Genomic DNA, 18,802 nt, shown 5'->3' with positions numbered 1-18,802 from the left:
GTTCGACGTAACCGGCGGTGAGAGTTCCTGGCTCCCGGGCCGCGCGTACGGTCGGGCCGCACGAACTCCCCGGTGACAGTGGCGGGACCGCGCCGGATTCGCACCGGACTTCCTCTCCTGCCGCCGTGATGGCTCGGGCAGTCCACCACGCACCGCGATAGCCCGTCAACTCGCCGTTGACCTGCGGCGAGGTGCACGCCGGGGCGCGCGGAAGCCCCGGCCCGGCGCGGACCGCGGGCCGTCCCCGGGAGCCCGGGCGGGTGCCCCGGCGGATGCCCGGGCATGCGAAAACTCCCCCGCGGGAGAACCTGCGGGGGAGCACGCTGTCGGGTCGATCAGGTGACGATGCCTGTCGGCTCCGTCAGGTGACGATGAGGTAGATCCCGTACGCCACGGCCGCCGCGCAGGCGGCGAAGGCGGCGAAGGCACCCGTGCGGGCGAGGTGAGCCGCGCCGCCCTGCTCGACCGCGGCCTCGTGCTTCGAGAGGCCGACGATGCCGAGGGTGAACAGGGTCACCAGGGCGACGGTCGCGCCGAGGCTGACGCCGAAGACGGAGCCGAGAGCTGCCCAGTCGATGTCCATACCGAAAGTCCTCTAGTCCTCTGGGTTGCTGCGGCCGGTCAGACCGCGGCCGGGGCCTGGGGGGCCTCGGGCTGGGCGGGGGCCGGGATGGTGGCCTTGAGGTCCTCGTCCGTGACGGCGGCCGTGGTGCCGGCCGGCGGCGGGGTGACGGCCGCGATGGCCGTGGTGACCACGCCCGGCTCCTCGGCGTCGAGGTCGTTGACGTTGTGGTGGTCGACGACCTGGCGGCGCGAGATCAGCCAGATGGCCAGGCAGGAGCCGATCAGGAAGACGGTGACGGCGACGACGCCCACCGTGCCGATGCGCATGACCCACTCGGCACCCGCGCCGACGAGGGCGGCGGCCGGCAGGGTCAGGCCCCAGGCGATGAACATGCGGGTCGCGGTGGACCAGCGGACCACGCCGCCCTTGCGGCCGAGGCCGGCGCCCATGACGGCACCGGAGCACGCGTGGGTGGTGGAGAGCGAGAAGCCGAGGTTGGCCGAGGACAGGATGACGCTCGCGGCCGAGGTCTGGGCGGCGAAGCCCTGCTGCGGCTGGAGGTCGGTCAGGCCCGAGCCCATGGTGCGGATGATGCGCCAGCCGCCGAGGTAGGTGCCGAGCGCGATCGCCATGCCGGCGGAGACGATGACCCAGACCGGCGGGTTGGAGCCGGGCGCGATGGCGCCACCGGCGACCAGGGCCAGGGTGATGATGCCCATCGTCTTCTGGGCGTCGTTGGTGCCGTGGGCCAGGGAGACCAGGCCCGCGGAGGCGATCTGGCCGGCCCGGTAGCCCTTGGCGGAGGTCTTCTGGTCGACCTTGCTGCCGAACTTGTACGTGGCGCGGGTCGCGACCATCGAGGCCACGCCCGCGACGAGCGGGGCGGCGACGGCCGGGATGAGGACCTTGGTGACCAGGGTGCTGCCGTTGACGGCGCCGAGGCCGGCGGAGGCGACGGCGGCACCGACGAGACCGCCCATGAGGGCGTGCGAGGAGCTGGAGGGGAGGCCCACCAGCCACGTCACGAGGTTCCAGAGGATCGCGCCGACGAGCGCGGCGAAGATCACTTCGGGCTGGATGCCGTCCTCGTTGACCAGGCCCTTGGAGATCGTCTTGGCGACCTCAACGGACATGAACGCGCCGACGAGGTTGAGCACGGCGGACATGGCCACCGCCGTCTTGGGCTTGAGAGCGCCAGTCGAGATGGTGGTCGCCATCGCGTTGGCGGTGTCGTGGAAACCGTTCGTGAAGTCGAACACGAGAGCGGTAACGATCACGATCCCGAGGAGAAGCGTTATGTGCTCCATTTACCCAGGCTTCTGTTTGAGGTCAGTGGCTAGGCGACCGTAGGCAATCTGAGTGAACGGAAGATGAACTGAGTCGGGCGGACCGGTGTACCGGAGGGCCGGATACCGCCCCGTCTTGTCCGGATTCTGCCGCTCATGTCCGTAAAAATGCATGTCAGGGGTAGGTGAACAAGACAAGTCTCCCCGTTACGGAGAGTCGCCGAGGCCCCCGGCGATGAGATCCACATCACTCCCCGGACGCCCCTCCGCTGGCCGTCGGGCCCCCCGCCTCCGAGACTGGAGCGGTGCGCACCGTGACAGCGACGGCAGCTGCCGTCACCGCCCTCGTCGGCGCCGGCGCGGCGGCGGTCGTCGCCGGCCGCTACGCCGGCGACGCCGTGCTCAGGCCCGCCCCCGGCCGGCCCCTGCCGGACCCCGTCCCGCTCAGCGTCCACTCCGCCGTGGACGGGCGCGTCGCGCTCACCCGCAGCCTGGCCGCGCTGCGCCCCGGCACGTACGGGCTGGACGCCCCCGGCGTCCACGCGGTGGTCGGCCCGGTCCTCGACGGCGTCGCGCACGACCCCGACACCGTCGTGCGCCGCCTCGACCGGGTCACCCACGGCGAGCTGGTCCCCGGCACCCGCGTGCGCTTCACCCCCTCGCTGCACCGCGGCGACCCGGGCAGCGCCCTCGGGCTCGGGTACGCCGACGTCGACGTACCCGGAGAGCTGGGCGCGCTGCCCGCGTGGTTCGTGCCCGGCCCCCGCCGCACCTGGGTCATCACGGTGCACGGGCTGGGCACCACCCGCGAGCACCCCATGAACCTGATCCCCTTCCTGCACGGCCAGCGCGTGCCCGTCCTCGACCTCGCCTACCGCAACGACCTCGGCGCCCCCGCCTCCCCGGACGGCCTGGGGCACCTCGGCGAGTCCGAGTGGCGCGACCTGGACGCCGCCATCCGCTACGCCGTGCGCTTCGGCGCCGAGCGGGTCGTCCTCTACGGCTGGTCCACCGGCGCTTCCATGGCGCTGCACGCCGCCTCGCGTTCCGCGCTGCGCGACCGCATCGTCGGCCTCGTCCTCGATTCCCCGGTACTCGACTGGCACGTCACCCTGCGCGCCCTGGCCGCCGCCCGCGGCACGCCGGGACCCCTGGTGCCGCTCGCCGTCCGGGCCGCCCAGGGCCGGACCGGGCTGCGCGGCGACCGGCTGCCGGAGGCCGCCGACCCCGACGGGCTGCAGGTGCCGGTCCTGGTCTTCCACGGCCCCGGCGACAGCCTCGCCCCCTGGGGCCTGACCCGCCGGCTCGCCGACCGCCGACCGGACCTCGTCACGCTGTACAGCATCCAGGAGGCCCCGCACGCGGCCATGTGGAACGCGTCCCCCGCCGCCTACGAGGAGGCCCTGCGCCGCTTCCTCACCCCCCTCGTGTGACCACGCCCCCGGCGGACTCCCCCCTGTGACGCGGCTCTCACCAGGCCCCACCTGCCCCGCACTTGTCACGATGACGTGAACACGCCCATGGCAACGGCCGGTTCCGTTTGGGCTTTCGGCCGATGAAGGGCGAGACTGCTCTCCGTGACGTCCCGAAAGCCTGATGAGCAGCTGGCGCGCGACTCCCGACTCCGACTCGTCTCCCCGCCGTCCGTGGCCGCCGCCCGCGAGGCGGTGACGAACCGGCGGACCCGACCGGCACCCCGCCCGCCCGTCGGCACCCCGGCCCCCGCCGAACTCGCCAACCGGGCCAGAGCGTCACTCGCCGACGAGGTGCGGCTCACCCGCTGGGCCGCCGCGCACCCCGGCGACGCGTCCGACGACGGCCGCCCCGGCACCCTGCCCGCCGCCACCGCCGAACGGGCCGCCGCGGACCTGCGCCTGACCCCGGGCCAGATCCGTGCCGCCTGGGACCGCGCCCGGCTCGCCGGTCTCGTCGAGATGCACGGCACCAGTGCCCGTCCCGGCTGGCGGCTGCGCGCCTGGGACAGCGACGACTCCGCCGTGCTGCGCGGCTGGGTCGCCCTCTTCGACGCCTGGTCCCTCATCCACCCCGCGCCCGCCGACCTCGCCCCCGAGGTCGTGGCCGAGGTCGTCGAGGCCATGCCGCAACTGCTGTCGCTGCTCCAGCTCTCCGCCGGGCCGGTGACGGTGCCCGCCCTGCTCGACCTCCTCGGCCAGCGCGTGGCCGAGCTGCGCGACGAGCGCTGCGAGGTCCCGTACGAGAGCCCCGAGGACGCGGCCGACACCGCGGGCGCCCCCGACCCGGCCGCCCTCGCCCGGCTGCTGCGCTGGGCGCTCGGCGCCCTGGCCGCGGTCGACGCCCTCACCCTCGGCCCCAAGCGCGCCACCCTCACCCCGCTCGGCAGCTGGGCGGTGTGGGTCAAGCTGGAGCAGATCTGCGTCGCCGCCCAGAGCCCCGCCGGCGGGAACATCGAGCAGCCCGCCGCCAACATGCTCCTCGGCTGCGCCCGCCTCACCCCCGGCGCGGCGCGCGCCGAGTACCGCGCCTGGCTCGCCGCCCGGCCCGTCGGCAGCGCCATCGCCGAGCTGCTCCAGGCCGCCCGCGGCGAGGACGCCCTGCTGCGCGGCCTCGCCTTCGAGGCGCTGCGCGTGGTCGGCGCCCCTGCCGAACCGGACGTCCGCGCCGCGGCCGCCGACCCCACCCTGCGCCCGTACGCGCTGCTCTGGCTCGCCGAGCACGACGGTGCCGACCCCGAGGACGTCCAGGAGGTGCTCACCCGCGAGGAGTCGACCTGGCTGTGGGTGGACACGGCCGCGGCCGTCGCCGACCACGGCGAGAACGAACTCCTCGTGCGCCACCTCGACTCGGCGGTCCGTACCACCGTGCCCCACCTGCTCGACGAGGTGCGCGCGGTCGGGCACCCGCGCACCGTGCAGGTACTCGTCGCCCTGGCCGCCGCGCACCCCGACCCGGCCCTGGCCAAGGCCGTGCGCCGGGCCGCCTTCCAGGTCCACACCGGCGGCGCCTGACGGGGTGCGGGGGTCGCCGCCCCGACCCCCGCCCGGGTCAGACCGCCGGGGCGTACGTGCCGAAGCTCCAGATGTTGCCCTCGCCGTCGCGGGCCGTGTAGTCCCGCGAGCCGTAGTCCTGGTCGGTGGGCTCCATCAGGATCTCGACCCCGTGCTCCACGGCCCGCTTGTGGTGCGCGTCGACGTCCTCCACCACCACGTACACGCCCGCGGGACCCGCGTCCCCCATCGCCGTGTCGAAGACCCCGCCCCGCCCCTTGCTGCCCAGCATCACGACGCCGGTCCCGTACGCCAGCTCCGCGTGCATCACGGTGCCGTCGTCGGACTCGTACACCGCGACCCGGGTGAAGCCGAAGGCTTCCGTCAGCAGCCGGAGGGCCGCCTTCGCGTCGGTGTACAACAGCGTCGGACAGACGGTCGGACTGCCTGCCATGTCGACCACTTCCTCTCGTGAGAGTGACCCACGGCACAGTCTGGCAGGAGGGTGTGACAGTCCCCGGGAGGCGACCGGACCGCTCAGCGGAAGGTGTTGCACTGCGCCATGTCGCCCGTGCGGTAGCCCTGGTAGAACCACCGCCGGCGCTGCTCGGCCGACCCGTGCGTCCACGACTCCGGCGACACCCGCCCCTGGAACCGCTCCTGGATCCGGTCGTCGCCCACCGCCGCCGCCGCGTCCAGCCCCTCCTGGATGTCCTCGTCCGTCAGCTTCGTGATCAGCGGCCGTCCCGTGGACTCGTCCGGGGTGCGCGTCGCGTGGTGCGCCCACACCCCCGCGTAGCAGTCGGCCTGCAGCTCCACCTTCACCGCGGTGCTGTTCGCGCCGGTCCCGCCGTCCTGGGCGCGGGCCAGCGTCCCCATCAGGTTCTGCACGTGGTGCCCGTACTCGTGCGCCACCACGTACGCCTGCGCGAACGGCCCGCCCGAGGCGCCGAACGTGGTCCGCAGCTCCTCGAAGAACCCCAGGTCCAGGTACACCTTCCGATCGCCCGGGCAGTAGAACGGCCCCACCGCCGAGGTCGCCGTCCCGCACGCCGTGGGCACCCGCTGGGAGAAGAACACCGTCGAGGCGGGCGTGTACGCACCACCCCTGCGGGCGAACTCCTGCCGCCAGAAGTCCTGCGTGCTGTTGACGACCGCCACCAGCCGGCAGTCCTCGCGCGCGTTCGCGTCCCGGCCGGTCCGGCACGCCTGCTGCACCTGCGAGACCGACGACGCGGTCGTCTGCGGCTCGGTGTCCCCCGAGGAGATCCCCAACTGCTCCGGACCCACCCCGAAGAACAGCGCGAGCAGGAGCGCGACCAGGCCCACGAGGCCGCCGCCGATCGTGGCGCGGCCGCCCGGGATGCGGCTGCCGCGCACGTCCTGGACCTCGGACGTGTCCAGGTCGGCATCGTCGTCGAACTGCATGGCCGCACCGCCTCGCTCCGGCTACCGACCCCCTCATCCTGTTACGGCGGCGCCGGCCCGGCGCTGGGCGAGGGCCGAACGGGCGAGCCGCGGCGGCCGGGGCCGAACGGGCGAGCCGCGGCGGCCGGGGCCGAACGGGCGACCCGGGCCCGCCGCCCCCCGGCGCGCCCCGGACCGCCCCACTAGGCTCGGCGCCCGTGCACCGCAACGCCGTCCGCCGGGCCGCCCGCGCAGCCGTCCCGGCGCTGCTCGCCGCGGCCGCCGCCGCCCCGCTCGCCGGCACCGTCCACGGCGTCGGCGGAACCCCGTACGGGGACCGGCTCACCGTCCACCCCGGCCCGGTCCGGCCCGTCGCCGAGCCCGCGGTACGGACCGACGGCGCGGCCGTCGTCGCCCGCGTCGCCGCCACCGGCGCGCCGCTGTGGACCTACCGCCGCGCCGGCCGCAGGCCCGCCGACCTGCTGGCCGTGCCCGGCCACGCGGTCGCCCTCTGGGACGACGGGCTGATCACCGACACCGACCGCCGGACCGGCGCCGTGCGCTGGCACCGGGCCATGCCCGACGCGGCCGCCGGCGCCCCGTGGGCCCTCGACCCGGGGACGCGCATGCTCGCCGTGGTGACCCCCGCCCGCATCTCGGCGTACCGCACCGCCGACGGCGACCTGCGCTGGACGTTCCCCGCCCCCGCCGACTGCGCCTTCCGGCCCGACGGGCCGCTCCGCGTCGGCGGCGTGCTGCTGGTACCCCGGCCCTGCACCGACGCCGACCTGCCCTGGCAGGAGGGCATCGTGGCGATCGACGCCCTCGGCCGGGTCAGCCCCACCCGCCGCCCCCTGGCCAACGAGCGCCCGGGCGACCGCCGGCCCGCCGCGGGGAGCGCCGCGCGGCCGTGACCGCAGGGGCGGAACGCAGTGAACCCACTCACAGCGCCGAAATCTGGTTGCGTACCCCCGTTAGACTTACACCCATGGCAAATCTCCTCGCGGATTAGCGGCGTCGAAGCACGCGAAGCACGCATCACCGCCCCCCTTCCGCCGTCCGAACCGCCCTGGAGCATTTCCGTGATCACCGCCACCGGCATCGAGCTGCGCGCCGGCGCCCGCATCCTCATCGAGAACGCCTCGTTCCGCGTCGCCAAGGGCGACCGCATCGGCCTCGTCGGCCGCAACGGAGCGGGCAAGACCACCCTCACCAAGTGCCTGGCCGGCGAGGGTCAGCCCGCCGGCGGCAGCATCGCCCGCTCGGGCGAGGTCGGCTACCTGCCGCAGGACCCGCGCACCGGCGACCTCGACGTCCTCGCCCGCGACCGGATCCTGTCCGCCCGCGGCCTGGACGTCCTCATCAAGAAGATGCGCGCCAACGAGGACCGCATCGCCAACGGCGCCGGTGCCACCCGCGAGAAGGCCCTGCGCCAGTACGAGCGCCAGGAGACCGAGTTCCTCACCAAGGGCGGCTACGCGGCCGAGTCCGAGGCCGCCACCATCTCGGCCGCCCTCGGCCTGCCCGACCGCGTGCTCGGCCAGCCCCTGCACACCCTCTCCGGCGGTCAGCGGCGCCGCGTCGAGCTGGCCCGGATCCTCTTCTCGGACGCCGACACCCTGCTCCTCGACGAGCCGACCAACCACCTCGACGCCGACTCGATCATCTGGCTGCGCGACTACCTCAAGACGTACCGCGGCGGCTTCATCGTGATCTCCCACGACGTCGACCTGGTCGAGACGGTCGTCAACAAGGTCTTCTACCTCGACGCCAACCGCTCGGTGATCGACGTCTACAACATGGGCTGGAAGCTCTACCAGCAGCAGCGCGAGGCCGACGAGAAGCGCCGCAAGCGCGAGCGCCAGAACGCCGAGAAGAAGGCCGCCGCCCTCAACGCCCAGGCCGACAAGATGCGCGCCAAGGCCACCAAGACCGTGGCCGCCCAGAACATGGCCAAGCGCGCCGACCGCCTGCTGGCCGGCCTGGACGCCGTGCGCGTCTCCGACAAGGTCGCCAAGCTGCGCTTCCCCGAGCCCGCGGCCTGCGGCAAGACCCCGCTCACCGCGGAGGGCCTGTCGAAGTCGTACGGCTCGCTGGAGATCTTCACGGACGTCGACCTGGCCATCGACAAGGGCTCCCGCGTGGTCATCCTCGGCCTCAACGGCGCCGGCAAGACCACCCTGCTGCGCCTGCTCGCGGGTGTCGAGCAGCCCGACACCGGCGGGGTCACCCCGGGCCACGGCCTCAAGCTCGGCTACTACGCCCAGGAGCACGAGACCCTCGACCCGGACCGCAGCGTCCTGGAGAACATGCGCTCCGCCGCCCCCGACCTCGACCTGGTCGAGGTCCGCAAGGTGCTCGGCTCGTTCCTGTTCTCCGGGGACGACGTCGACAAGCCGGCCGGGGTGCTCTCCGGTGGCGAGAAGACCCGGCTGGCCCTGGCCACGCTGGTGGTCTCCTCGGCGAACGTGCTGCTGCTCGACGAGCCGACGAACAACCTCGACCCGGCCAGCCGCGAGGAGATCCTGGGCGCCCTGCGCACGTACAAGGGCGCGGTCATCCTCGTCACGCACGACGAGGGCGCGGTCGACGCGCTGGAACCGGAGCGGATCATCCTGCTCCCGGACGGCATCGAGGACCTGTGGGGCCCTGACTACAAGGACCTGGTCGCGCTCGCCTGAGCCGCCCCGGCGGCCCGCCCGGGCCGCCCGGCCCGTTCGGGGCGAATGATCCGGAGGCTTCTGGATCATTCGGCCCATGCGTGATCCATCATCTGAGTGAGACGGACTGGTACCTCTGCGTGCTGGCCGTCTCACTTCCTTTTCCGCCGGAGAAAAGAATCTCCTGGTCAGGGCCCGCAAAGATCCGGACTATGTAATTCCGCTCGTGACGGCCGCAGCACTCCGGGAAAAAGCCCCCCGACGGACCTTGTCGAATGGGTGGCCAGGAAGGCGGGGAGGGGTGATCATGAGAAGTCCAGAGCGCACTTCCCATGAGGAGGCACGGGTGGCCGAGACTCTGAAGAAGGGCAGCCGGGTGACCGGCGCCGCGCGCGACAAGCTCGCGGCAGACCTGAAGAAGAAGTACGACTCCGGTGCGAGCATCCGGGCGCTGGCCGAGGAAACCGGTCGCTCCTACGGGTTCGTGCACCGGATGCTCAGCGAGTCCGGAGTCACGCTGCGAGGTCGCGGTGGCGCGACGCGCGGCAAGAAGGTGGCCACGACCTGACCCAAGGCCGCGCGCTGCCGCGGATCGTCCCACCTGCCGTCGGATCCTTCGGTGACCCCCGGTCGGCCGTGAGGTCGACTGGGTGGTTACTGTGCAGTCACTTAGCTGCATGCTGACTGCCTCCGGAGGCGATGATGGCTCTGCTCGAAAAGGACGGCGTACGACTCACCGTCGAAGACACGGTCGCCACGGTGACACTGACCAATCCGGCCAAGCGAAACGCTCAATCCCCCGCGCTCTGGCGGGCGTTGGCGGAGGCCGGGCGGTCGTTGCCGGGCACGGTGCGGGTCGTCGTCCTGAACGGTGAGGGCAAGTCCTTCTCGGCCGGGCTCGACCGGCAGGGGTTCACGCCCGAGGGCTTCGAGGGAGAGCCGTCCTTCCTCGACCTGGCCCGGGGCTCGGACGAGCGCCTCGACGCGACGATCGCCGAGTACCAGGAGGCGTTCACCTGGTGGCGGCGCAACGACATCATCTCCATCGCCGCCGTACAGGGGCATGCCGTCGGCGCGGGCTTCCAGCTGGCCCTCGCCTGCGATCTGCGCGTCGTCGCCGATGACGTGCAGTTCGCCATGCGCGAGACCAGCCTGGGCCTCGTCCCGGACCTCACGGGCACGCACCCGCTGGTCTCCGCCGTCGGCTACGCCCGCGCCCTGGAGATCTGCGCCACCGGCCGCTTCGTCCAGGCGGAGGAAGCCGAGCGGATCGGCCTGGCCAACCTCGTCGTGCCCGGCGCCGAGCTCGCCGACGCGGTCAAGGACCTCACCGCCGCGCTGCTCGCCGCCCCGCGCGACGCGGTGATCGAGACGAAGACCCTGCTGCGGGGCGCCGTCGCCCGCTCGTACGAGGACCAGCGCGCCGCCGAGCGGGCCGCCCAGGCCCGCCGGCTGCGCGACCTCGCCGGCCTCTCCGACTGACCCGCACCATCCCGACGGGCCCCCGGTCGCCACGGCGACCGGGGGCCCGTCGGCGTCACGGTCGCGCCCGGAAGGCGTCCGGAGGCCCTTCCCCCGTTTCGGGACCGGGCGGGCAGGGGAACAGCCCCGCAGGGCGGGCGGTCCCTGCCGACCCCGCTTACGGTGGGGGGAGCCCGACCATCCCGAAGGGACCCGGCATGACCGACGACAGCTCCAGCGACTTCGGCGCACCCGGCCCGTCCGCCGCCCGCGGCACCCACTCCCGCAGCCCCCTCCCCGACCCCGCCGACCGCGGCCGCACCACCGTTGCCGACGACGTGGTCGAGAAGATCGCCGGCCTGGCCGCCCGCGAGGTCCCCGGCGTGCACGCCCTGGGCAGCGGCCTGTCCCGCACGTTCGGAGCCGTCCGCGACCGGGTCCCCGGCGGCTCCGCGAAGTCCGTCTCCCGCGGTGTGAAGGCCGAGGTCGGCGAGGTCCAGACGGCTCTCGACCTGGAGCTCGTCGTCGACTACGGCGTGTCGATCCGGACCGTCGCCCGGAGCGTCCGTGAGAACGTCGTCTCGGCGGTCGAGCGCATGACCGGCCTGGAGGTCGTCGAGGTGAACATCGCCGTCACCGACGTCAAGCTGCCGGACGACTACGACGAGGAACCGGACTCGCCCGCCAGTAGCCGGCTCCAGTAGCCGCACCCGCCGAGAGGAGCTCTCGATGAGCATGGCCGTGGTCGGCCTGTTGGCCGGCATGGCGTTGGGGTTCGCCGGGTACTTCGGCGGCTTCGGTGCCTTCCTTCTCGTGGCGGCACTCGGCGCCGTCGGCTTCGTGGCGGGCCGCTTCCTCGACGGGGACGTGGAACTCGGCGACTTCCTCCGCCCGCGCGGCCGCGACGACCGGCTCAGGTGACCGCCCGTGACCACGCCCGACCCGGACGGACCCACCCCCCGGCCGGTCCCCGACGGGACCGGGCCCCGCGCCGCCGGTGACGCCCCGCGGCCCCCCGCCGCGCCCGGCCCCCGGCCCCCGCGCCCCTCCCGGGCTGCCGCCGTACCACCCGCCGAACGCGGCTCGACCCGGATCGCCGACCGCGTCGTCGCCAAGATCGCCGCCCGGGCCGCGGGCGAGGCGCTGCCCCGGGCGCCGCGCGACGTGGCGCCCCCGCACGCGACCGTCACCGTGCACCACGACATCGCCAGGGTCCGCATCAGCCTGGAGCTCGACTACCCCTCGGACCTCGGCGCCGAGTGCGCCGCCGTCCGGCGCACCGTCGCCGCACGCGTCGAGGAGCTGGCCGGTATGACCGTGCCCGAGGTCGACATCGACGTCGAACGGCTGCACTCCACCCACACCCAGCCCTCGCCCCGGAGCCGGCTGCGATGACCTCCCGCCCCCCCGACCTCCACAAGGAGCCCGCGTCCGCGCCCGTCGCCCGGGCCCCGCGCCACGGAACGGCCCGGCGGTTCTGGTCGGCCCGGCGCGTGCCGGCGGCCCTGACGGCGTTCGTCCTGCTCGGCGCGGCCGTCCTGTTCCTCTACGACGTCGCCGCCGTACGGGCCCACCGCCCGGGCATGGAATGGCGCCGCTCCCTCGCCGACGCGCTCGCGCGGCACACCCTGGACGAGCCCGTGGTGACGGCCGCGGCCGTCACCGCCGTGGCCCTGGGGGTCCTGCTGCTCGCCCTGGCCGCCACCCCCGGCCTGCGCGGCCTGCTCCCCATGCGCGCCGTCGCTCCCGGCGTCCGGGCCGGGCTCACCCGCAAGGCGGCCGCGCTCGTCCTGCGCGACCGCGCCATGGAGGTGTCCGGCATCCAGTCCGCCCGGGCGGCGGTGAGCCGGACCCGGGTGACGGTCCGGGCGACCTCGCACTTCCGCCCGCTGGAGGAGGTACGGGCGGACCTCGACCACGTACTGGCGGTGGGGCTCGACGAGCTCGGACTCGCGCGCGAGATGCAGGTCCACGTCAAGGTCACCCGCCCCACGAAGGAAGGGGGGCGCGTGCGGTGAACCGCCTCGGACGGGTCAACCGGGTCCTGCTCGGGCTCGTCGGCCTGGTGCTCCTGGCCCTGGGCGTCGTCGGACTCCTCGGACTGTGGCCGTTCTCGGGCCGCGACGACGTCCTGCTGAGCGTCGACGAGCGGCAGCACTGGCGCGCCGAGGGCTGGTGGTGGCCCGTGGTGCTGGCGGTGCTGGCGCTCTGCGTCCTGCTCGCCCTGTGGTGGCTGCTCGCCCAGCTGCGCCGGTCCCGGCTGGAGACGGTGCTGGTCGACACCGGCGACGGGGCCTTCGCCCTGCTGCGCGGCCGGGCCCTGGAGGCCGCGCTGAGCGCGGAGCTCGCGGCCCAGGACGGCGTCGCCCGCTCGCAGGTCACCCTGCACGGTCGGCGCCAGGCGCCCACCGCCCGGGTCCGCCTGCTGCTCGCCCCGTACGCCGTCCCCGCCGACGCCCTCGACGCACTCGCCGACCAGGCCCTCACCCACGCCCGCGACTCGGCCGGCCTGACCGAACTCCGCGCGGAGGCCCGCCTGCACGCCACCGACCACCACGCGCGCCGGGTCACCTGACCCGTCCGCTCCGCCCCGCAGCCCTCGGGGTGGGCCTGCCGCTGGAGTACCTCGCAGCAGTAGCCGGGGGAGGCCTGCGGGCCCGACCGGGTCAAGCGCCGAGGGGACCCGCACACCACGGGGGCCCGGAGCGAGCCCACCCCGACACCGGCTCAGAAGCCCCGCCGCGCGCCCCCGTCCACCGGCAGCATCACACCGGTCAGGTACGAGGCCGCCGGCGACAGCAGGAACGCCGCCGCCTTGCCGAACTCCTCCGGCGTGCCGTACCGGCGCAACGGGATCTGGGACTCGTTCGCGGCCCGGGTCGCCTCCGCGTCCCCGGACATCTCGTCCAGCCCCCGCACGCGGTCGGTGTCGATCCGCGCCGGCAGCAGCCCCACCACGCGGATGCCCTGCGGCCCCAGGTCGGAGGCCAGCGACTTGGCGAAACCGGCGAGCCCGGGGCGCAGCCCGTTGGAGATGGTCAGACCCGGGATCGGCTCGTACACCGAGCCCGAGAGCACGAAGCCGATGACCCCGCCCTCGCCCAGCTCCGCCGCCGCCGTCCGGGCGAACCGGACCGCGCCCAGGAAGACCGCCTCGAACGCGGAGCTCCACTGCTCGTCGGTGTTGTCGGTGCCGAATCCGAAGGGCGGGCCGCCGACACTGACCAGCACGCCGTCGAAGCGCCCGAACCGCTCGCGCGCGGCGGTGATCAGCCGGTGCGCGGCCTCGGGGTCGGAGTTGTCCGCGGCGATCCCGACGGCGTTCGGCCCCAGTTCGGCGGCCGCGGCCGCCACCGTCTTCTCGTCCCGGCCGCTCACGACCACCTTCGCGCCGTCCGCCACGAGTTCGCGGGCGGAGGCGAAGCCGAGGCCACGGCTGGCCCCGGTGACGACGTACACACGGTCCTTCAGTCCAAGATCCATGTCCCTATCCTGCCGAACCACAGGCAGAACCAGAACCCGAACTCAACCCGAACCGAACCCAACCCGAACCTAGCCCGACCCGACCCGACCCGACCCGACCCGACTCAGGCGGAAGCAGTCCCCGCCTCGGCCGGTTCCGCAGGATCCTCGGGATCGGAAGGACCGGCAGGATCCGCCGACGCCCCGGCGCCGGCAGCGGCCGCCGCCTCGCGATCACGCCTCTCCCGCCGGACCATGACCACCCACCCCGCCGGCACACCCGCCGTGAACAGCCACCACTGCACCGCGTACGCCATGTGCGGGCCGATGGAGTCGTGGTCGGGCTCGGCGATCGGCTCGGGGCTGTTGTCCGGGGGGACGGGCGCGGTCAGCTCGACGTACCCGCCGAGCACCGTCCGGTGCTGCAGGGCAGCCTGCTGCGCGCTGTTGATGAGCATCACCTGGCGCGGGGGCAGGCCCTTGAGGTCCTTGATGCCGGAGGCGCCCGTGGTCTCGTCGGCCTTGAGGCGCCCGGTGACCGTCACCTCGCCCTTGGGCGCCGGCGGCACCGCCGGGTAGGCCCGCTGGTCGTCGGCGGCCGGCACCCAGCCGCGGTTGACCATCACCACCCGGCCGTCCCGGAGGACCAGCGGGGTGAGCACGTGCACGCCGACCTGCTCGTCGGTGGAGGTGCGGCGGCGCACGACGACCTCGTGCGCGCTGTCGTAGGTGCCCGTGGCCGTGACCGTGCGCCAGTAGTCGGAGCGCGGCACCGTGTGCCCGGGGGAGGTGAGCTCGGTGACCGGCACCGGTCTCGCGGCCAGGCTCCGGGCGATGAGCTCGTTCTGCGCGACCCGGTTCTCGTGGCGGTGGAACTGCCAGAAGCCCAGCTTGATCATCACGGGGATGAGGAGGAGGGCGAAGAGGGTGAAGCACACCCACTGCCGGGTCAGCAAGAAGCGGTACACGCTCCGACGGTACCCCGCGCGTGCCGGACCCCGACGAGCGGGCCCCGTCCACGCCCGCCGGGGCAGTGGGGGAGGAACGCCCGTCGGAGTCCTCAATGTCCTTTATGTGCCGAGATGGTGGTTACCGGACGCTGTCGACGATCCCCACCTACCCCTCGGCGCGGGCGCAGTGCGCTCCGCAGAACCACTGCCCCTCCACCTCGACGCCCTGTCCGATGATCTGGACCCGGCAGTGCTCGCAGATGGGCGCCATGCGGTGGATGGCGCAGGAGAAGCAGTCGAAGACGTGCACCGCGCCCTGCGCGTGCACCTCGAAGGACATGCCGTAGTCGTTTCCGCAGACCTCGCAACGTGCCATGGGCCACAGGGTGGGACCAGCGGGCGGGGCCGGGCGAGCGGGACCCGGGCGAGTCGCCCCACGGTCACCCGTCTGCCGGAGCCACGTCCCGCAGCAGCTGCGTGAAGGCCGCCTCGTCCACCACCGGGGTCCCGAACGAGCGCGCCTTGGCCACCTTGGACGTGGCCGAGTCCGGGTCGTTCGTCACCAGCAGGCTCGTGAGCCGCGACACACTCGTGGCGACGTGCAGCCCCGCCTCGACGGCCCGGTCCTCCAGCAGCTCCCGCTCCACCGAGGTGTCCCCCGAGAACGCCACGCGCATGCCCTGCTTGAGCGGGGCGCCGTCCTCGTAACGCCCCGGATTGGGGTAGGGGCACGGCGGTCGGCGACGCGCCGGCCGCCAGCTGACGGACCGGTAGGAGGCCTGGTACCCGATCCGCGGCCGGGCCGGGCCGTCCGACCACTCGGTCAGCGGTCGGCACTCCAGCAGCGGCAGCCGTACGTTGTCCCGCGCGGCGGCGTGCAGCGACGGACGGAAGGCCTCGGCGAGCACCCGGGCGTCGTCCAGCGCGTGGTGGGCGCGCTGCTGCACGACGCCGAAGTGGGCGGCCAGCGACTCCAGCTTGTGGTTGGGCAGCGGCAGCCGCAGCTCCTTCGACAGGGCGATGGTGCACAGCCGCTGACGGACCGGCGCGGTGCGCTCGGCGCGCGCGTACTCGCGGGCGATCATCTGCCAGTCGAACATAGCGTTGTGCGCCACCAGCACGCGGTCGGCCAGCCGCTCGGCGAACTCCTCGGCGACCTCCGCGAACAGGGGAGCACCCTCGAGGACGTCGCTGGTCAGCCCGTGGATCCACACCGGACCGGGGTCGCGCTCGGGGTTGACCAGCGTGTACCAGTGGTCCTCGACGTTCCCCTGGGCGTCCAGCCGGTAGACGGCGGCGGAGACTATCCGGTCGTCGCGCGCGAGCCCGGTGGTCTCCACGTCGACGACCGCGTACCCCTGGGGGTACGCGGTCGGCCACGTCGTCTCTGCGGTCGTACGGTCCTCGAGCATGGTCACAGAGGATACGGGCCCCCGCCGACAGTGACGGTCCCACCGGGGTCGGATTCAGGCCGCCCGCGCCCGGGCCGGAACGCGGGGAGTCGCCGCCGCGCCGTTGCCGTGGCGCGTCGCGGCCGTGGGCGGCGCGGCCGTGGGGCGTCGCGGTGGGCCGTCCTGCCGTGGGGCGTCACTCCGGCGCGAGCAGCGCCTGCGCCAGGGCCTTCACGGAGACCAGGAAGAGCCGTTCCGGGTCCGCGGGCCGCGCCAGCGCGCGGCGCAGGGCCGGGTCCCCGGGCACCGCCGCGCCCGTCTCCGCCGGGTCCCACAGTTCGCCCTCGCCGGGGGACTGGACGGGGGAGCGCTCGCGGTTGCGCTCCACCAGGACGAAGCCCACGACCTGGAACTGGACGGCCCGTACGGCGTCCGCGGCCCGCGCCCCGCGCAGTCCCGCCGCCCGCACCTCGCGCACCAGCGCCTGCTGGGCGGGCAGGAACATCCGGTCGGTCAGCCCGCGCTCGTGCACCATCGCGATCAGGTGCGGGCGTTCGCGCAGCTCCCGGCGCATGCTGCGGGCCACCGAGACCACGCGCTCGGCGGGGGTGCGGCCGGCCGGCCGGATGGCCGCCATGTCCCGTACGGTCCGCTCGACGAGTGCGTCGAGCAGCTGCTCGCGGTTGCCCACGTGCCAGTAGATCGAGGTGACCGCCGTGCCCAGTTCGGCGGCGAGCTTGCGCATGGTGAGGGCGTCCGGCCCGTGCTGCCTGACCAGCGCGGCCGCGGCCGCCAGCACCGTCTCGCGGGTGAGCGCCCTCTTCGCCATCGACGTCCTCCTCCGTGTCAGGGATGTCCGACGCATCGTCAGTTTTGCTCCGTGCGGCCCTCTTTACCCTTCATCGGGCTCGGTGTAACTGTGTTACAGAAGCCGTTCGGAAGCCGTCGACGAAGGGTGGCACACCCATGGCACGCGTACGGTACGGAGCGCGCACCGAGGCGGAGGTCGCCGCATCGCGCAGGAAGAGCTCGAACCTCCCCGACATCTGGTCCACGGGCGTCGTGGCCGTCTGGGAGACCGACCCCGACGTGGTGGCGGCGGTCCTCCCGCCGCCCCTCAAGCCCGGCGACCGCCCCCTGGTCCGGGCCAACATCAGCAAGGTCGACCTCCCCGGCTACCCGCTGGGCGCCGGATCCGTGGCGGTGGCCGCCCGCCACGACGCGGTCGAGGGCTGGTACCCCCTGGTCATGCCGATGACCCACGAGCGGGCGCTGACCGGGGGCCGTGAGGTGTTCGGCGAACCCAAGAAGCTCGGCGAGGTCACCGTCGAGCGCGACGGGCTGGTCGTCCGGGCCGCCCTCGCCCGGCACGGCATCGCGTTCGTCGAGGTGCGCGGCGCCGTCAGCGGCGCGCTGCCGCTGCCCGAGCCGACCCGCAAGACCGACTTCTACTTCAAGTTCCTTCCGGCCGTTGACGGTTCGGGCTTCGACGGGGACCCGGTGCTCGTGCACTGCACGCGCAACGAGAAGGTGCGCCGGCTGGAGGGGATCACCGGGGACGTCGTCCTGCGCGAGTCCATGTACGACCCGGTCGCCGACCTGCCCGTACGGCGCATCGTGGAGATCACCATCGGTGAGAAGACCACCGACCAGCAGGGCCGGGTGGTCGAACGGGTGAGCGCCCGGGCGCTCCTGCCCTACCTCCACCAGCGCTACGACGACCCGCAGCAGGCCTTCGACGGCCCGCCCGAGGGGAGTGCGTGATGCGCCTCGAAGCCGGCCAGACCGCCGTCGTCACCGGGGCCGCGAGCGGCATCGGACTCGCCATGGCCCGCCGCTTCGCCGCCGAGGGCCTCCGGGTTGTCCTCGGCGACGTGGAGGAGGCGGCCCTGCGCAAGGCCGCCGACGAGCTGGCGGCGGAGGGCGCCGAGGTGCTCGCCCGTACCGTCGACGTCAGCGACCGTGAGTCCGTCCTCGCCCTCGCCGACGCCGCGTACGGGGCCTTCGGCGCGGTCCACGTGCTGTGCAACAACGCCGGCGTCGGCTCCGGCGCCGAGGGCCGGATGTGGGAGCACGAGCCCAACGACTGGAAATGGGCCTTCTCGGTCAACGTCTGGGGCGTCTTCCACGGCATCCAGGCCTTCGTCCCCCGCATGATCGCGGGCGGCGCGCCCGGCCACGTCGTCAACACCTCCTCCGGCGACGGCGGCATCGCACCCCTGCCGACCGCCTCCGTCTACGCCGTCACCAAGGCCGCCGTGGTCACCATGACCGAGTCCCTCTACGCCCACCTCAAGGCCGAGGGCGCCGCCGTCGGCGCCTCCGTCCTCTTCCCCGGCCCGCACATGCTGCGCACCGGCCTGTGGGAGTCCCACCGCAACCGCCCCGAGCGGTACGCCAAGCAGCGCCCGCGCAAGAGCCCGTACCGCACCCTCGACCAGTACGAGGCCGCCATGCGGGCGGCCGGGCACGAGGTGGACTTCACCCCGGTCGAGGAGGTCGCCGAGCACGTCGTCGACGGCATCCGCGCCGACCGCTTCTGGATGCTGCCGGCCAGCGAGCACAGCGACCGTCAGATCCGCGCCCGGTCGCAGTCGATGCTCGACCGCGCCAACCCCGCCTACCTGGAAAGCTTCATCCTCGACTGAGGGGCC

General features: G+C 73.9%; 22 protein-coding genes and 1 riboswitch. Of the genes, 13 read left to right on the top strand and 9 right to left on the bottom strand.

Annotated features, from left to right (window positions below):
• Positions 1-21 precede the first annotated feature (21 nt).
• Positions 22-116: riboswitch (cobalamin riboswitch) on the bottom strand.
• 245 nt (positions 117-361) lie between these two features.
• Both IF43_RS0121705 and IF43_RS0121700 read right to left on the bottom strand, forming a co-directional pair.
• Positions 362-583: a hypothetical protein gene (locus tag IF43_RS0121705; RefSeq protein WP_030203219.1), complete on the bottom strand. Its 222-nt coding sequence runs from the start codon at positions 581-583 to the stop codon at positions 362-364.
• Between the two features lie 38 nt (positions 584-621).
• The gene (locus IF43_RS0121700) at positions 622-1,872 is read right to left on the bottom strand and encodes an inorganic phosphate transporter (RefSeq protein ID WP_030203218.1); all 1,251 of its coding nucleotides are present in this window, start codon (positions 1,870-1,872) and stop codon (positions 622-624) included.
• A gap of 284 nt (positions 1,873-2,156) precedes the next feature.
• Between IF43_RS0121700 and IF43_RS0121695 the strand changes: the two genes are divergently transcribed.
• Entirely contained in the window at positions 2,157-3,284 is a 1,128-nt protein-coding gene (locus IF43_RS0121695) for an alpha/beta hydrolase (RefSeq protein WP_030203215.1), read from the top strand.
• Between the two features lie 234 nt (positions 3,285-3,518).
• The gene (locus IF43_RS0121690; protein ID WP_030203211.1) at positions 3,519-4,838 is read left to right on the top strand and encodes a hypothetical protein; all 1,320 of its coding nucleotides are present in this window, start codon (positions 3,519-3,521) and stop codon (positions 4,836-4,838) included.
• A 37-nt stretch (positions 4,839-4,875) separates the two neighbouring features.
• Here IF43_RS0121690 and IF43_RS0121680 read toward each other — a convergent pair whose 3' ends face one another.
• On the bottom strand, positions 4,876-5,271 hold the full coding sequence (locus tag IF43_RS0121680) for a VOC family protein (protein WP_030203208.1): 396 nt from the start codon (positions 5,269-5,271) through the stop codon (positions 4,876-4,878).
• Positions 5,272-5,354: 83 nt separating this feature from the next.
• Entirely contained in the window at positions 5,355-6,245 is an 891-nt protein-coding gene (locus IF43_RS0121675; protein ID WP_030203205.1) for a neutral zinc metallopeptidase, read from the bottom strand.
• 197 nt (positions 6,246-6,442) lie between these two features.
• Here IF43_RS0121675 and IF43_RS0121670 point away from each other — a divergent pair, with 197 nt between their 5' ends.
• The 9 genes from IF43_RS0121670 to amaP all read left to right on the top strand — a co-directional run bounded on the left by IF43_RS0121670 (position 6,443) and on the right by amaP (position 12,920).
• Positions 6,443-7,138: a PQQ-binding-like beta-propeller repeat protein gene (locus IF43_RS0121670; RefSeq protein ID WP_051795793.1), complete on the top strand. Its 696-nt coding sequence runs from the start codon at positions 6,443-6,445 to the stop codon at positions 7,136-7,138.
• 168 nt (positions 7,139-7,306) lie between these two features.
• Positions 7,307-8,905 (top strand): ABC-F family ATP-binding cassette domain-containing protein, encoded by a 1,599-nt coding sequence (locus IF43_RS0121665; protein ID WP_030203201.1) that lies wholly within the window; start codon positions 7,307-7,309, stop codon positions 8,903-8,905.
• 325 nt (positions 8,906-9,230) lie between these two features.
• Positions 9,231-9,452, top strand: coding sequence for a helix-turn-helix domain-containing protein (locus tag IF43_RS0121660; RefSeq protein ID WP_030203198.1), 222 nt, complete (start codon positions 9,231-9,233; stop codon positions 9,450-9,452).
• 134 nt (positions 9,453-9,586) lie between these two features.
• Entirely contained in the window at positions 9,587-10,366 is a 780-nt protein-coding gene (locus IF43_RS0121655; protein ID WP_030203189.1) for an enoyl-CoA hydratase/isomerase family protein, read from the top strand.
• Between the two features lie 197 nt (positions 10,367-10,563).
• Complete coding sequence (locus tag IF43_RS0121650) at positions 10,564-11,049, top strand: Asp23/Gls24 family envelope stress response protein (protein WP_030203187.1); 486 nt, start codon at positions 10,564-10,566, stop codon at positions 11,047-11,049.
• 25 nt (positions 11,050-11,074) lie between these two features.
• Positions 11,075-11,266, top strand: coding sequence for a hypothetical protein (locus tag IF43_RS0121645; protein WP_030203185.1), 192 nt, complete (start codon positions 11,075-11,077; stop codon positions 11,264-11,266).
• 171 nt (positions 11,267-11,437) lie between these two features.
• Positions 11,438-11,740, top strand: a complete 303-nt coding sequence (locus IF43_RS0121640) for a hypothetical protein (protein WP_051795799.1) — start codon at positions 11,438-11,440, stop codon at positions 11,738-11,740.
• The gene (locus IF43_RS0121635) at positions 11,737-12,363 is read left to right on the top strand and encodes a DUF6286 domain-containing protein (protein WP_037889444.1); all 627 of its coding nucleotides are present in this window, start codon (positions 11,737-11,739) and stop codon (positions 12,361-12,363) included. The genes IF43_RS0121640 and IF43_RS0121635 overlap by 4 nt, the downstream gene beginning before the upstream one ends.
• Positions 12,360-12,920: an alkaline shock response membrane anchor protein AmaP gene (gene amaP, locus IF43_RS0121630; protein WP_030203178.1), complete on the top strand. Its 561-nt coding sequence runs from the start codon at positions 12,360-12,362 to the stop codon at positions 12,918-12,920. The genes IF43_RS0121635 and amaP overlap by 4 nt, the downstream gene beginning before the upstream one ends.
• A gap of 152 nt (positions 12,921-13,072) precedes the next feature.
• Here amaP and IF43_RS0121625 read toward each other — a convergent pair whose 3' ends face one another.
• The 5 genes from IF43_RS0121625 to IF43_RS0121605 all read right to left on the bottom strand — a co-directional run bounded on the left by IF43_RS0121625 (position 13,073) and on the right by IF43_RS0121605 (position 16,977).
• Positions 13,073-13,828, bottom strand: a complete 756-nt coding sequence (locus IF43_RS0121625) for an SDR family oxidoreductase (RefSeq protein ID WP_030203175.1) — start codon at positions 13,826-13,828, stop codon at positions 13,073-13,075.
• 104 nt (positions 13,829-13,932) lie between these two features.
• Positions 13,933-14,775, bottom strand: a complete 843-nt coding sequence (locus IF43_RS0121620; RefSeq protein WP_051795791.1) for an SURF1 family protein — start codon at positions 14,773-14,775, stop codon at positions 13,933-13,935.
• A 148-nt stretch (positions 14,776-14,923) separates the two neighbouring features.
• Complete coding sequence (locus IF43_RS39710; RefSeq protein WP_078910341.1) at positions 14,924-15,133, bottom strand: hypothetical protein; 210 nt, start codon at positions 15,131-15,133, stop codon at positions 14,924-14,926.
• Positions 15,134-15,197: 64 nt separating this feature from the next.
• Complete coding sequence (locus IF43_RS0121610; protein WP_030203170.1) at positions 15,198-16,169, bottom strand: DEDDh family exonuclease; 972 nt, start codon at positions 16,167-16,169, stop codon at positions 15,198-15,200.
• A gap of 175 nt (positions 16,170-16,344) precedes the next feature.
• Positions 16,345-16,977 (bottom strand): TetR/AcrR family transcriptional regulator, encoded by a 633-nt coding sequence (locus IF43_RS0121605; RefSeq protein WP_030203169.1) that lies wholly within the window; start codon positions 16,975-16,977, stop codon positions 16,345-16,347.
• Between the two features lie 137 nt (positions 16,978-17,114).
• Between IF43_RS0121605 and IF43_RS0121600 the strand changes: the two genes are divergently transcribed.
• Together IF43_RS0121600 and IF43_RS0121595 are read left to right on the top strand one after the other, a co-directional pair.
• The gene (locus tag IF43_RS0121600; protein WP_030203166.1) at positions 17,115-17,912 is read left to right on the top strand and encodes an acetoacetate decarboxylase family protein; all 798 of its coding nucleotides are present in this window, start codon (positions 17,115-17,117) and stop codon (positions 17,910-17,912) included.
• Positions 17,912-18,796, top strand: a complete 885-nt coding sequence (locus IF43_RS0121595) for an SDR family NAD(P)-dependent oxidoreductase (RefSeq protein WP_030203164.1) — start codon at positions 17,912-17,914, stop codon at positions 18,794-18,796. The genes IF43_RS0121600 and IF43_RS0121595 overlap by 1 nt, the downstream gene beginning before the upstream one ends.
• Positions 18,797-18,802 lie beyond the last annotated feature (6 nt).

Origin of the sequence: Streptomyces sp. NRRL S-87 (assembly GCF_000719335.1) — a bacterium.
In the GTDB taxonomy this organism is placed as follows: domain Bacteria; phylum Actinomycetota; class Actinomycetes; order Streptomycetales; family Streptomycetaceae; genus Streptomyces.
This window is presented reverse-complemented; position numbering and strand designations above follow the sequence as displayed.

Coding starts and splice junctions, on each gene's coding strand:
- IF43_RS0121705 (WP_030203219.1), bottom strand. CDS start 583: ATGGACATCGACTGGGCAGCTCTCGGCTCCGTCTTCGGCGTCAGCCTC.
- IF43_RS0121700 (WP_030203218.1), bottom strand. CDS start 1,872: ATGGAGCACATAACGCTTCTCCTCGGGATCGTGATCGTTACCGCTCTC.
- IF43_RS0121680 (WP_030203208.1), bottom strand. CDS start 5,271: ATGGCAGGCAGTCCGACCGTCTGTCCGACGCTGTTGTACACCGACGCG.
- IF43_RS0121675 (WP_030203205.1), bottom strand. CDS start 6,245: ATGCAGTTCGACGACGATGCCGACCTGGACACGTCCGAGGTCCAGGAC.
- IF43_RS0121655 (WP_030203189.1), top strand. CDS start 9,587: ATGGCTCTGCTCGAAAAGGACGGCGTACGACTCACCGTCGAAGACACG.
- IF43_RS0121650 (WP_030203187.1), top strand. CDS start 10,564: ATGACCGACGACAGCTCCAGCGACTTCGGCGCACCCGGCCCGTCCGCC.
- IF43_RS0121645 (WP_030203185.1), top strand. CDS start 11,075: ATGAGCATGGCCGTGGTCGGCCTGTTGGCCGGCATGGCGTTGGGGTTC.
- IF43_RS0121635 (WP_037889444.1), top strand. CDS start 11,737: ATGACCTCCCGCCCCCCCGACCTCCACAAGGAGCCCGCGTCCGCGCCC.
- IF43_RS0121625 (WP_030203175.1), bottom strand. CDS start 13,828: ATGGATCTTGGACTGAAGGACCGTGTGTACGTCGTCACCGGGGCCAGC.
- IF43_RS39710 (WP_078910341.1), bottom strand. CDS start 15,133: ATGGCACGTTGCGAGGTCTGCGGAAACGACTACGGCATGTCCTTCGAG.
- IF43_RS0121610 (WP_030203170.1), bottom strand. CDS start 16,169: ATGCTCGAGGACCGTACGACCGCAGAGACGACGTGGCCGACCGCGTAC.
- IF43_RS0121605 (WP_030203169.1), bottom strand. CDS start 16,977: ATGGCGAAGAGGGCGCTCACCCGCGAGACGGTGCTGGCGGCCGCGGCC.
- IF43_RS0121600 (WP_030203166.1), top strand. CDS start 17,115: ATGGCACGCGTACGGTACGGAGCGCGCACCGAGGCGGAGGTCGCCGCA.
- IF43_RS0121595 (WP_030203164.1), top strand. CDS start 17,912: ATGCGCCTCGAAGCCGGCCAGACCGCCGTCGTCACCGGGGCCGCGAGC.